Annotated in this window: 10 protein-coding genes; 5 read left to right on the top strand and 5 right to left on the bottom strand. The window is 62.2% G+C overall.

Annotation, left to right across the window (positions count from 1 at the left end):
- The first annotated feature begins 6 nt into the window (after positions 1 to 6).
- The 4 genes from LOKVESSMR4R_RS02680 to LOKVESSMR4R_RS02665 all read left to right on the top strand — a co-directional run bounded on the left by LOKVESSMR4R_RS02680 (position 7) and on the right by LOKVESSMR4R_RS02665 (position 4,247).
- Positions 7 to 588, top strand: coding sequence for a DNA-3-methyladenine glycosylase (locus tag LOKVESSMR4R_RS02680; RefSeq protein WP_087206186.1), 582 nt, complete (start codon positions 7 to 9; stop codon positions 586 to 588).
- Between the two features lie 119 nt (positions 589 to 707).
- The gene (locus LOKVESSMR4R_RS02675) at positions 708 to 1,691 is read left to right on the top strand and encodes a TAXI family TRAP transporter solute-binding subunit (RefSeq protein ID WP_087206185.1); all 984 of its coding nucleotides are present in this window, start codon (positions 708 to 710) and stop codon (positions 1,689 to 1,691) included.
- Entirely contained in the window at positions 1,688 to 2,164 is a 477-nt protein-coding gene (locus LOKVESSMR4R_RS02670) for a DUF1850 domain-containing protein (RefSeq protein ID WP_237331884.1), read from the top strand. The genes LOKVESSMR4R_RS02675 and LOKVESSMR4R_RS02670 overlap by 4 nt, the downstream gene beginning before the upstream one ends.
- A gap of 34 nt (positions 2,165 to 2,198) precedes the next feature.
- Positions 2,199 to 4,247 (top strand): TRAP transporter permease, encoded by a 2,049-nt coding sequence (locus LOKVESSMR4R_RS02665; protein ID WP_087206184.1) that lies wholly within the window; start codon positions 2,199 to 2,201, stop codon positions 4,245 to 4,247.
- Positions 4,248 to 4,287: 40 nt separating this feature from the next.
- Here LOKVESSMR4R_RS02665 and doeB read toward each other — a convergent pair whose 3' ends face one another.
- The gene (gene doeB, locus LOKVESSMR4R_RS02660) at positions 4,288 to 5,322 is read right to left on the bottom strand and encodes a N(2)-acetyl-L-2,4-diaminobutanoate deacetylase DoeB (protein ID WP_087206183.1); all 1,035 of its coding nucleotides are present in this window, start codon (positions 5,320 to 5,322) and stop codon (positions 4,288 to 4,290) included.
- On the bottom strand, positions 5,280 to 6,464 hold the full coding sequence (locus tag LOKVESSMR4R_RS02655) for a M24 family metallopeptidase (protein WP_087206182.1): 1,185 nt from the start codon (positions 6,462 to 6,464) through the stop codon (positions 5,280 to 5,282). The genes doeB and LOKVESSMR4R_RS02655 overlap by 43 nt, the downstream gene beginning before the upstream one ends.
- A 169-nt stretch (positions 6,465 to 6,633) precedes the next feature.
- On the opposite strand from LOKVESSMR4R_RS02655, the gene LOKVESSMR4R_RS02650 reads away from it, so the two are divergent.
- Positions 6,634 to 8,013 carry an aspartate aminotransferase family protein gene (locus LOKVESSMR4R_RS02650; protein WP_087212466.1) on the top strand — a complete coding sequence of 460 codons (1,380 nt, stop codon included), beginning with the start codon at positions 6,634 to 6,636 and terminating at the stop codon, positions 8,011 to 8,013.
- A 110-nt stretch (positions 8,014 to 8,123) separates the two neighbouring features.
- Here the strand turns inward: LOKVESSMR4R_RS02650 and LOKVESSMR4R_RS02645 are convergent, their stop codons facing one another.
- The 3 genes from LOKVESSMR4R_RS02645 to LOKVESSMR4R_RS02635 all read right to left on the bottom strand — a co-directional run bounded on the left by LOKVESSMR4R_RS02645 (position 8,124) and on the right by LOKVESSMR4R_RS02635 (position 13,273).
- The gene (locus tag LOKVESSMR4R_RS02645; RefSeq protein ID WP_087206181.1) at positions 8,124 to 10,415 is read right to left on the bottom strand and encodes an arginine/lysine/ornithine decarboxylase; all 2,292 of its coding nucleotides are present in this window, start codon (positions 10,413 to 10,415) and stop codon (positions 8,124 to 8,126) included.
- 149 nt (positions 10,416 to 10,564) lie between these two features.
- Positions 10,565 to 10,960 (bottom strand): Cu(I)-responsive transcriptional regulator, encoded by a 396-nt coding sequence (gene cueR, locus LOKVESSMR4R_RS02640; protein ID WP_087206180.1) that lies wholly within the window; start codon positions 10,958 to 10,960, stop codon positions 10,565 to 10,567.
- A 12-nt stretch (positions 10,961 to 10,972) separates the two neighbouring features.
- Positions 10,973 to 13,273, bottom strand: a complete 2,301-nt coding sequence (locus tag LOKVESSMR4R_RS02635) for a heavy metal translocating P-type ATPase (RefSeq protein ID WP_087206179.1) — start codon at positions 13,271 to 13,273, stop codon at positions 10,973 to 10,975.
- Positions 13,274 to 13,314: the final 41 nt, after the last annotated feature.

Here is a 13,314-nt window from a genome sequence, read left to right as displayed (position 1 = left end):
GCGAGCATGCAGATGGATTTTCGCCAACAGATCGCCGGGCTGGACGCGCCCGCGCTGGCCCGCCGGCTGATCGGGGCGGTTCTGGTCATACGCGGCAGTGGCGGCACGATCATCGAGACCGAAGCCTATTGCCGCGACGATCCCGCCTCGCATAGTTTTCGCGGCCCCGGCTTGCGCAATGCCGCGATGTTCGGACCTGCGGGCCATGCCTATGTTTACCGGTCCTATGGCATCCATCTGTGCCTGAATGTCGTGGCGCAGCCCGGCGCGGCAGTGCTGATCCGCGCGATCCAGCCGCAGATCGGTATCGATGCCATGCGGCAAAGGCGCGGTGCCGCCACTTTGTGCAATGGCCCCGGACGGCTGGGGGCCGCGCTTGGCATCACGCTGCAAGACAACAATGCGCCCTTTGACGGAACCGAGCTTGCGATCCTCCTGCCGCTGACGCCGCCCGCTTTGCTGATCGGCCCGCGGATCGGGATCACCAAGGCGCGCGACAGGCCATGGCGTTTCGGACTGGCGGGCGCGCGCGGGCTAAGCCGCCCATTTAACCAGCAGCAATCGCCCGCTGGCGCGCGCCCTGCCTGAAAAATGCGGCGGCCCGGCCCAAAAAACTGTCCTCATGCGGCAGCTTGCGCTACATAGGCAGCAACCCGGCGACATACCGGGCAAGGGAGGGCAAAAGGCCCACAAATGGAGGAGACATCATGACGAGACATATCGGCAGCGGGCTAAAAGCCCTGATCGCACCTATGGCCATCGTGGCATTCGGGATCGGGTCCGCCGCACAGGCGCAGGAACTCTCTATCGCCACAGGCGGCACAGGCGGCGTCTATTACCCCTATGGCGGCGGCTTGGCCGAAGTCATCAACAATCATGTGGACGGCTATTCCGCCAGCGTCGAAGTGACCGGCGCCTCGGTCGAGAACATGGCCCTGGTCCAGCGCGGCGACAGCGATATCGCGATTGCCCTGGCGGATACCGTCTATCAGGCCTTTACCGGCACCGGCGCATTCGACGGCCGCCAGATCGGCGAGGCCCGCGCATTGGCATCGATCTATCCAAATGCCGTGCAATTGGTCACGCTGGCCGACAGCGGGATCACCAGCATGCAAGACCTGCGCGGCCAACGCGTCTCGGTCGGCGCACCGGGGTCGGGCACGGAACTGAGCGCGCAGATCATCCTGGCGGCCAATGGCATCACCTATGACGATTTCGATGCGCAGCGCCTGAACTTCAATGAAACCGCCGATGCGATCCGCGACGGTGACATCGTCGCCGGTTTCTGGAGCGTGGGACCGCCGACATCCTCGATCATGAACCTTGCCGCCACGCGCGAGATTGCGATCATCGGCCTGTCCGCAGATGAAATCGCCAATGCCCGCGCCGCAGAGCCGACCTTTGCGCCCTTTACCCTGCGCGAAGGCCTGTATGACGGGATGGCCGCAGCCGTGCAGACGATCTCGACGCCCAATGTGCTGATCGTGCATGCCGATATGGACGAGGAACTGGCCTATAACATCACCAAGGCGATGTATGAAAACGTGGCAGAATTGATCGCGATCCATCCGGCGGCGAATGATACGACGATCGACTTCTCGGTCGCCTCGACGCCGATCCCGTTCCACCCCGGCGCGTTGCGTTACCTCGAAGAAGTGGGTGCCGCGGTGCAGGATCACCAGCGCCCATGATGGCAATAATGGCAGGGCGGCACATCTGTGTCGCCCTTCTTTTCACGACACTTTTTTCAGGCACGCCAAGCCTGGCGCAACCCTTGTTGGTGGTCGAAACCACCGGCCCCCCGCTGGGTGAATTGCCGTTCCGTCAGGGCGAGGAAATCTGCCTGACCTGGAACCATTCCGTCACCGGCGGGGCGGTTGCAGATTGTTTTGAAAATATCGCGGGCAAGCTGACGCTGACGCGCTCTTTTCTACATGATTTCGCCGCCGGATTGGGCGAGGTCGCAGGACGCGGCCGGATCATTCCCTCGCCCACGGGCGGCTATTGGATCGTCGATATCGCCGAACCGATCCCGGGTAATACGCTGGCCTTGCGGGTCGGGTCCACGGCGGTTGACCACCGGCTGACCGGCACCGACCAATCGCTGCGTCTGAGCCGGATGGCGCCGCAGACCGCCGTGCGGCTGACCCTGTATCCCGACTGAAAGCCGCAATCCGCATCGACAGGACATAGACGCCATGACCAGCCAGACATCCGACACGTCCCACACAGATCAGGCGGACAGCGACCTGCCGCCGACGCTGCGCTCGGCTGATGCGGTCCAGCCGCGCCCGATCCTGTGGACGATCACGCTGGTTGCGATCACCATGTCGCTGTTCCAGATGTATACGGCGGGGATCGAACCGCTGGGGCTGTTCTATCAACGCTCGGCGCATCTGGGCTTTGTTCTGTTTCTGGCCTTTCTGATCTTTCCGGTCACCGGCACCACGCGGCCGCGCGGCAGCATCGGCTGGATCATTGATGCTATCTGCCTGACCGCTGCCTTTCTGAGCGGGTTCTACATCTTCTATTTTCTTGACGATATCATCAACCGGGCGGGCTGGTGGTCGCGCACCGATATCGTCATGGGGATCATCGCCACGCTGGCCGTGCTTGAGGCAAGCCGCCGTGTCGTGGGTCTGGGCATGACCATCATCGGCCTGATCGCCATCGCCTATGCGCTGGCCGGACCACGCGGCGCGCTGCCCTGGCTGGGCGAATGGATGCCCGGTATCCTGTCGCATCGCGGCGCCAGCGTCGACCGGTTGGTCGGCCAGCTTTATCTGGGACAGGAAGGGATCTTTGGCCTGCCATTGGGGGTCGCTGCGACCTATGTCTTCATGTTCGTGCTGTTCGGTGCCTTTCTGGAAGTCACCGGCGCGGGCAAGTTTTTCATCGATCTGGCCTTTGCCGCAACGGGCCGCAAAGCGGGTGGGCCTGCCAAGGCGGCGGTCATCGCCTCTGCTGGCATGGGGTCGATTTCAGGCTCGGCCATCGCCAATGTCGTCACAACCGGGGCTTTCACGATCCCGCTGATGAAAAAGCTGGGCTACAAACCCAAAGAGGCCGGCGGGATCGAGGCTGCGGCCTCCACCGGCGGGCAGATCACGCCGCCTTTGATGGGGGCCGGGGCTTTCCTGATCTCGGAATATACCAACGTGCCTTATATCGACATCGTCATGGTCTCGATCTTTCCGGCGATCCTGTATCTGGGCACGGTCTATCTGTTCGTCCATCTGGTCGCGATGAAGGCGGGCATGACAGGGCTGTCGGCGGCCGACCTGCCGATCGTGCGCCATGTGCTGGCGGCGGGCTGGCAATTCATCGTGCCGCTGGTCGTGCTGATCTATCTGCTGGTCAATAACATCTCGCCGACGCGGGTGGGGTTCTGGGCGATCCTGTCGGTGATCGCGGTCACCGCCTTGCGCGCGGGGGTCACGCTGATCCTGCTTGATCCGCAAAACGGCAAGCCCCTGACGGCAGAGCGCCTGCGCGACGCGCTCTGGCGCGGGATCCGATTGATCGCTCAGGCGCTGGAACTGGGCGCGCGCAATGCGGTGGCGGTCAGCGTGGCCTGTGCGGTCGCGGGCATTATCGTTGGTGTCGTCGGCCTGACGGGTCTGGGGCTGAAATTCTCGTCCATGATGATCTCACTTTCGGGGGGCAGCCTGCCGCTGGCGCTGATCTTCGTGCTGCTGGCCAGCCTGATCCTTGGCATGGGCCTGCCGGTGACAGCCGCCTATATCGTGCTGATCGTGCTGGTCGGACCGGCGCTACATAACGAATTCGGCGTGCCGCTGTTGATCGCGCATCTGGTGGTGTTCTGGTATTCGCAGGACAGCAATGTCACCCCGCCGATTGCCCTTGCGGGCTTTGCCGGGGCGGCGATTGCGGGGTCCAAGCCGATGGAAACCAGCATGCAGGCGTGGAAATATGCCAAGGGCCTCTATCTGATCCCCGCCTTCATGGTCTTCAACCCCGAGATCATCATGGGCGGCGAGACATGGTATGTGATCTGGACCGGCATCATCATCGTGATCGGTCTGGTCGGCTTTGCCGCCGCGATCGAAGGCTATCTGTTCACATGGATGGATAATCTGTCGCGCCTGTTGGTGGTGCCCGGGGTGATCGCGATCTTCAATCCCGACACGATGATCGAGACAGCAGGGGCGATGGTGGTCTTGGGGCTGCTGGGCTGGAACTGGCTGAAATCCCGCCGCGTGCAAAGTGTCACGCGGACAGGCTGATCAATGGCCCGCAGCGGTGCGGGTCGCGCGGGCCATGTGATCACCCTTGTGGCGGCGTTCCGGTGACGACGGCCACCAAGGCGACGAAATCCCCCAGCTTGACCAGCCCCGGCACATGCCGCGCGGTCAGGATACCGGTGCAGGCGGCATGGCACATCACAGGCGGCACGCCGGTCCGGTCGGCGGGCCAGATCCGCGCGATGGGTTGGCCCTGATTGACGGCATCGCCCAGATCGACCAGATAATCGATCAACCCCGCATGTTGCGCGAACACAAAGCAGCTGTCATCGGGCATATCCAGCTGAACCGTGGGGCCAAGCTGCAACGCGCCCGGCATGATACCGGAATGGATCAGCAGGTTGCGGATACCTTTGCGCGCGATGGCCACGCTGCGCGCAGTGGCCGTGCCCGCCCCGCCCAGCTCGGTTGTGACAAAGGTCTTGCCTTGATTTTCGACCTCTGTGTCGAACATGCCGACCGCGTCGATTTCCAGCATCCGCACCGAATATGGCGCGTTAAAGGCCTGCATCGCGGCCATGCAGGCGGATTCTTGCACCTTGTCGGGCAGGATATGGGCAGCAGCGAAAGGCAGGAAATCCAGCGTGCGCCCGCCGGAATGGAAATCCAGCACGATATCGGCCACAGGCACCAGCTCGGTCGCGATATAATGGCAGATCTTCTGCGTCACGCTGCCATCGGCACGGCCCGGAAAGCTGCGGTTCATATTCGCGCCATCAATGGGCGAACAGCGCGCGCCCGCGGCAAAGGCCGGCAGGTTCATCATCGGCAGGATGATCACCCGCCCGGTGATCTGGTCGGGCTGCAAGGTAGCGGCCAGTTCCTGCAAGGCGACAGGGCCTTCGTATTCATCACCGTGATTGGCCCCCGTCAGCAAAGCCGTCGGCCCATCCCCATTGGCGATCACCGTGATCGGGGTCATGACGGACCCCCAAGCGCTGTCATCGCGGCTATAGGGCAGTTTCAGGAAACCGTGGTGGACACCTTGTGCATCAAGCGGGATGGTCGGGGTAATCATGCCTTGACCACCAGCGCGCGGGGCGTCGTGCAGAAACATTCATAGCCTGTCTCGGTGATCAGGATCGGTTCAGTAATCTCGAGCCCGCCATCGTCGAGCCAGAGCGCGGGCATGAAATGGAAGGTCATTCCCGGTTCCAGAATGGTCGTGTCGCCCTTGCGGAACGATATCGTACGTTCGCCCCAATCAGGCGGATAGCTGATCCCGATAGCATAGCCGCAACGGCTGTCCTTGATATAGCCCGCCTTGTTCAGCGCGGCGTTGAAAGCATTGGCGATATCCTGCGCCTGATTGCCGGGGCGGGCCTGTTCCAGCCCGGCCTCGACCGCGTCCAGCACGGCGGTTTCGGCGTCGCGGTATTTGTCAGGAACCTTGCCCAGAAACAAGGTGCGCGATTGCGGGCATTGATAGCGGCGGTGCGCGCCTGCAATCTCGAAAAACGTGGCTTCGCCGGTTTTCATCGGGCGGTCGTCCCATGTCAGATGGGGCGCGGTGGCATCCATGCCAGACGGAGCCATCGGCACAATGGCGGGATAATCGCCCCAATGGCCATCGGCCCCCCTGATCCCCGTGGCATAGATATCAGCGATCAGGTCATTCTTGCGCAGGCCGGGTTCGGCCAGTTCGACGATGCGGGCATGCATGGTTTCCACGATCCGCGCGGCGCGGCGCATGTAATCAATCTCGCGGTCGGATTTGACAGCGCGCTGCCAATTCACCAGCCCGGTGCAATCGCTGATCTTGGCCTGCGGCAGCCCCGCCAACAAGGCAGCATGGGCGGCGGCGGAATAATAGTAATTATCCATCTCGACGCCGATCCGCGCACTGGCCAACCCGAGTTCGTCCAGCAATTTCGCCAATTCCTGCATCGGGTGTTTGGCGGGGTTCTGCACGAAAGTATCGTCATAGCCGCGGATCATGTCGTCGCTTTCCATGAATACGGTGCGCCGCGCGCCCAATGTATCCATCGCCCGGCCCCACCAGACAGGATCGCCGTCATGGGTCAGGATCACGCCTTGAAAGACATAGAAGGACCAGCCGTCATAGCCCGTCAGCCATGACATGTTCGACGGGTCGGTGACAAAGATCGCGTCCAACCCGCGCAGCGCCATCTCGGCGCGGGTCTTGGTGATCCGGCGCTGGTATTCGCTGGTTGGGAAATTCGCCTCGAAAGTGGTCATCAGCTGGCCTTTGATTATCGCATTCCGGCCAAGGCTGGGCTGTTTTGGCCCCTCGCTCTATACCCCAACACCGGCAAAGCATGTCGCTTTCCGACAAAGAGCGTCCCCAACAGGCTGGAGGCTGCGGCCCATCCCGCCTAGACTGCGCGCAAATCTGATGGAGAATGCGATGACCGACCAGCTAGCCAATGACCAGTTGACCCAATGGGATCACGACCATTTCTTCCATCCCTCCACCCATCTGGGCCAGTTCGCACGGCGCGAGATGGGCAACCGGATCATCCAATCGGCCAAAGGCGTGCATATCACCGACCGCGAAGGGCGCAGGTCGCTGGATGCTTTTGCGGGGCTTTATTGCGTCAATATCGGCTATGGCCACCCCGAAATCGCCGAAGCCATCGCCAAACAGGCGCATGAGCTGGCCTATTACCACGCCTATGTCGGCCATGGCACCGAGGCCTCGATCACCCTGTCGCGGATGATTGCGGAACGCGCGCCCGAGGGGATGAACCACGTCTATTATGGCCTCAGCGGGTCGGATGCGAATGAAACCAATGTCAAATTGGTCTGGTATTACAACAACGTGCTGGGCCGGCCCGAGAAGAAAAAGATCATCTCGCGCTGGCGTGGCTATCACGGCTCGGGGCTGGTCACCGGGTCGCTGACCGGGCTGGAACTGTTCCACAAGAAATTCGACCTGCCGCTTGCGCAGGTGCTGCATACCGAAGCGCCCTATTTCTACCGCCGTGCAGATCGCGACATGGACGAGGCCGCCTTTACCGCCCATTGCGCGGCCAAGCTGGAGGAATTGATCCTGCGCGAAGGCCCCGACACGATTGCCGCCTTTATCGGCGAGCCGATGCTGGGCACCGGTGGGATCGTGCCGCCACCTGCGGGCTATTGGGAGGCGATCCAGACGGTGCTGCGCAAATACGACATCCTGCTGATCGCGGATGAGGTCGTGACCGGCTTTGGCCGCCTAGGGACGATGATGGGGTCGGACCATTACGGGCTGAAACCCGATCTGATCACCATCGCCAAAGGTCTGACCTCGGCCTATGCGCCTTTGTCGGGGTCCATCGTGTCGGACCGCATGTGGGACGTGCTGGAAAAGGGCACCGATGAATTCGGCCCCTTCGGCCATGGTTGGACCTATTCGGCGCATCCGATCTGTGCGGCGGCGGGTGTCGCGAACCTCAAACTGCTGGACGATCAGAACCTTGTCGCCAATGCGGGCAGCGTCGGGGCCTATCTGAACGAAACCATGGCTGCCGCGATGGGCGGGCACGCCCATGTCGGCGATGTGCGCGGGCAAGGCATGTGGTGCGCGGTCGAGCTGGTCAAGGACCGCGATGACCGCGTGTTTTTCGACCCCGCCGACAAGGTGGCCCCGCGTGTCGTGGCTGCCATGCTGGATCGCGGCGTGATCGCCCGCGCCATGCCGCAGGGCGATATCATCGGCTTTGCCCCGCCCTTCCCGCTGACCCGCGCGCAGGCGGATGAAATCGTGACCGTGACCAAAGACGCCGTGGCGCAGGTCTTGGGATAAAGTGACAGGCACGGGCCGGATCGGATCAGGATCGGATCAAGATCAACCCTGCGGCCGTCATGTGACAAAGAACGCGTAAGGTGGATCTTGATCCACCTTACCTGCCCCATTCAGACCGCGACGCAATCGGCGTAATAGCGTTTCACGCCGTCTGCACCGGTTTCCACCACCAGCCCGTGGATGTCATTCTCGAACCCCGGGCATAGGCGCTCAAACTCGCGGTTGAACTTGAGGTATTCCACGATCTTGGTGTTGAACACCTCACCGGGGATCAGCAGCGGGATGCCCGGCGGATAAGGCGTGACCAGCGAGGTGGTGATGCGCCCCACCAGATCGTCAATCGGCACACGTTGCGTCGTGCGCCGCGCGATATGGGCATAGGCGTCATTCGGGGCCATCGCGGGTTGCAGATCGCTCAGATACATCTCTGTCGACAGGATCGCGATATCGTATTTCGCATAGAGCCTGTGGACATGCTGGCACAGATCGCGCAGGCCCATCTTTTCGTAATGCGGATGTTTGGCGATGAATTCGGGCATGACGCGCCACAAAGGCTGGTTGCGCCCGTAATCATCCTTGAACTGTTGCAGTGCCGCCAGCAGCGAATTCCACCGGCCCTTGGTGATCCCGATGGTGAACATGATGAAGAAACTGTAAAGCCCGGTCTTTTCCACGACGACGCCATTTTCAACCAGATATTTGGTCACGATAGAGGCGGGAATCCCCATCTCCTCGAAGCGGCCATCAAGGTTCAGGCCGGGTGTCACGATGGTGGTCTTGATCGGGTCCAGCATGTTGAACCCGCGCGCCATATCGCCAAAGCCATGCCACGAATCCGCCCCATCCGAGGCCTGCACACCATCGGCATCGGTTTTCTTGAGAACCCAATCCTTGGGATCACCAATGCCTTCCTCGACCAGCGCATCGGGCCCCCAGACCTCGAACCACCATTCGTCATCGCCGAATTCGGCATCGACCTTGCGCATGGCGCGGCGGAAATCCAGCGCTTCCATAATGCTTTCCTCGACCAAGGCCACGCCGCCCGGCGGTTCCATCATCGCGGCCGCCACATCGCAGCTGGCGATGATGCTATATTGCGGGCTGGTGCTGGTATGCATCAGATAGGCTTCGTTAAACAGATGCCGGTCGAGTTGCGTATCCTGACTATCCTGCACCAGCACATGGCTTGCCTGTGAAATCCCCGCCAGCAGCTTGTGGATGGATTGGGTGGCATAGGTCACCGAATGGCGCGGGCGTTCGCGCTTGCGGCCCATCGAATGAAAATCGCTATAAAAGCTGTGAAACGCAGCATGGGGCAGCCAGGCCTCGTCGAAATGCAAATTCTCGACATAGCCGTCCAGCAGACCCTTGATGGTTTCGGTATTATACAGCACCCCGTCATAGGTCGATTGCGTCAGCGTCATGATGCGCGGCTGGACCGTCTCGGGATCGACATGGGCCAACAGCGGATTGGCGCGGATCTTGGCCTTGATCGCCTCGGGTTCGAATTCGCTTTGCTGGATCGGCCCGATGATGCCGTAATGGTTGCGCGTGGGTTTCAGGAAAACCGGAATAGCCCCGGTCATGATGATGCTATGCAGGATCGACTTGTGGCAATTGCGGTCCACGACGACGACATCGCCGGGGGCGACCGTGTGATGCCAGACCATCTTGTTGCTGGTCGAGGTGCCGTTGGTGACAAAGAAACAATGATCGGCGTTGAAAATCCGCGCGGCATTGCGCTCAGAGGCGCCGATGGCACCGTTATGGTCCAACAGCTGGCCTAATTCCTCGACCGAATTGCACACATCGGCGCGCAACATGTTTTCACCGTAAAACTGGTGATACATCTGGCCAATCGGGCTTTTCAGAAAGGCGACGCCACCCGAATGGCCGGGGCAATGCCAAGAATAAGACCCATCCTCGGCGTAATCCAGCAGCGCCTTGAAAAACGGCGGCTGGATGCCTTCGAGATATTTCTTCGCCTCATGCACGATATGGCGGGCGACGAATTCGGGCGTATCCTCGAACATATGGATGAATCCATGCAATTCGCGCAGGATATCATTGGGCAGGTGGCGGCTGGTCTTGGTTTCGCCATGCAGATAGATCGGCACATCCTCGTTCTTGCGGCGCACTTCTTCGATGAAATGGCGCAGGTTCAGGACGGCGGGGTCAAGGTCCGGCCCGGGGCTGAATTCCTCGTCATCAATCGACAACACAAAGGCACTTGCCCGCGACTGCTGTTGCGCAAACTGGGACAGGTCACCATAGCTGGTGACACCGACGACCTCGAAACCTTCATTCTCGATCGCTTCGGCCATGGCGCGGATGCCCAGACCAGAGGAATTCTCCGACCGGAAATCCTCGTCGATGATGAAAATGGGGAATCGAAACTTCATTGCATTCTCCTGCGCAAGCCCGCCGCTTTCGGCCTACATGACAGAGGTGCCCCAGCGCGTCAAAGCAAGCTTGCGCGACATCCCGCCATCTTCCGAGCCTAAATATCCCCGCGCGGAGCGCCCGTCCCGGGCACCGGGGCGGACAGCGCCTATCCGTCTTGCGCGGCCGCCAGATCTTTGAGGATCGGGCAATCGGGGCGGTTGTCACCATGGCAGGCCGCGACCAGATCGGCCAGCGTCTCTCGCATGGCGCGCAGCCCTGCGATCTTGGCATCGATCTGCGCCAGATGGTCCTGCGCCAGCGCCTTGACCTGCGCCGAGGCGCGGCTGTCATCGTCATAAAGCGCCAAGAGCACGCGGCAATCATCGATGGAAAAACCCAAGGACCGCGCGCGTGCGACAAACATCAGCTTATGCAGATGCGTCTGGCGGAACTGGCGATAGCCATTGGCATGCCGGTCCGGCCGGATCAGGCCGATGTCTTCGTAATAGCGGATGGTCTTGGCGGGCAGGCCGGATCTGGCGGCGGCATCTCCGATATTCATAGGGCGGCTCTCCTATTCTGCCGGCTGGGGATTGCGGGCCGCGGCGGCGGGGGGATGTGGCGCGCTGTCTTGCATGGCGCGGCGCAAGCCACGCAGGCGCAGCGCATTCGACACGACCGACACCGAGGAGAGCGCCATCGCAGCGGCGGCAAAGACCGGCGACAAGAGCAGCCCGAAAACAGGGTAAAGCACCCCCGCTGCCACAGGCACCAGCGCGACATTATACCCGAACGCCCAGCCAAGGTTCTGGCGGATGTTGCGCATCGTCGCCTGCGACACCGCGACCGCATTGACCACGCCGCGCAGATCACCCGACATCAGCACGACATCCGCCGTCTCAATGGCCACATCGGTGCCGGTGCCGATGGCGATCCCGATATCGGCATGGGCCAGCGCGGGCGCATCATTGATCCCGTCGCCGACGAAACCGATCTGACCCTGCGCCCGCAACTGGTCAAGCGCCGCGACCTTGCCATCCGGCAGAACCCCGGCGACGACATGGTCGATGCCGATCTCGCGGGCAATGGCCTCGGCTGTTTCGCGTTTGTCGCCGGTGATCATCGCGACTTTCAGCCCCTTGGCCCGCAGCGCGGCAATGGCCGCAGCAGAGCCCGGCTTGACCGGATCAGCAACCGCGATCACGGCGGCGGCCTGCCCGTCAATCGCCACGAAAAGCGCGGTGCGCCCGCGTCGGGCAAGGTCGGTCTCGGTAGCCGCCAATGGTCCGGGCGCGATCCCGTGCTGCGCCAGCAGCCTGTCGGCACCGATCAGGACACGCCGCCCATCGACCGTCGCGCAAACGCCAAAACCGGCGATGGCTTGAAAATCACTGACGGCAGCATCGCCCAGCCCCTCGGCGCGGGCGGCGCTGACGATGGCATCGGCAATGGGATGTTCAGACTTGGCCTCGATGGCGGCAGCAAGGCGCAGCACATCGGCATGATCAAACCCTTCGGCCAGCACAAGATCGGTCAGATGCGGCTTGCCCGCCGTCAGCGTGCCGGTCTTGTCAAAGGCGATCACATCGACATTGCTCAGCTGTTGCAGCGCCGCCCCCTTGCGAAACAGCACGCCCATCTCGGCGGCCCGCCCGCTGCCCACCATGATCGAGGTCGGCACGGCCAGACCCATCGCGCAGGGACAGGCGATGATCAGCACCGAAACCCCCGCAACCAGCGCCAGCGTCGGATCCGGGCCAATCGCCAGCCAGACCGCCACGGTCAGCATGGCCAGCACCAGCACCGCAGGCACGAACCAAAGCGTCACCCGGTCCACCACATCCTGGATCGGCAGTTTTGCGCCCTGCGCTTCGGTCACCATGCGGATGATTTGCGCCAGCGTGGTATCCGCACCGACGCGGGTCGCAGCAAAGGTCAGCCCGCCCTGCCCGTTCACCGTGCCGCCGGTCAACGCGTCGCCTGTGGTCTTGACCACAGGTACGGGCTCGCCTGTCATCATGCTTTCATCCACGGGGCTGCTGCCCTCGATCACGCGGCCATCAACCGGCACGCGTTCGCCCGGACGCAGCGTGATGACATCGCCCACCACCAGCCTATCGACATCGACCGCAACCAATGCGCCATCGCGCATCACCCGCGCCTGCCGCGCCTGCAGGCCCAAAAGCGCCTTGATCGCCGCCCCCGTGCGCCCCTTGGCCCGCGCCTCGAGAAGCCGCCCCAACAGGATCAGCACGACGATCACCGCCGCCGCCTCGAAATAGACCGCGCGGACATCGGCGCGGATCAGCCCGGGCAGGAAGGTCGCGACGACAGAATAGACATAGGCCGCACCGGTGCCCAGCGCCACAAGGCTGTTCATATCGGGCGCGCCTTTGACCAGCGCCGGCAGACCTTTGGCGAAAAACACGCGGCCGGGGCCAAACAGCACCAGCGTCGTCAGCATGAACTGGATGATCCAAGAGCTTTGCGTGCCAATCGTATCGGCGATCACATGGTGGAATGCAGGCACCAGATGCGCGCCCATTTCCAAAATGAACACCGGCAGCGCCAAGATGGCAGCGATCAAGGTGCTCCGCGCCAATGCATCCGCCTCATCCGCCTTGCGCGCGGCGGTCAGGCTGGTCTGGTCGGGCTCGGCGGGCGTTGCCGGATAGCCGGCCTCGGTGCTGATCGCGGCCAGCTCTGCCGCGGTGATGCTGCGATCATCCAGCGTGATGGTCGCGGTTTCCGTCGCAAGATTGACCGCAACGGACCGGACCCCCGGAACCGCCGCCAAGGCGCGATCCACGCGCCCCACACAAGATGCGCAGGACATGCCATCAATCGCCAATCGTCGTGTTGCGGGTTCTGTCATGGGAAAAGACCTTTCTTGATTACCCCCAACATAGGCATTCC

Source organism: Yoonia vestfoldensis, from assembly GCF_002158905.1.
GTDB lineage: Bacteria > Pseudomonadota > Alphaproteobacteria > Rhodobacterales > Rhodobacteraceae > Yoonia > Yoonia vestfoldensis_B.
Note: the sequence above shows the minus strand (reverse complement) of the source record. Positions and strands in the feature narration are given on the sequence as shown.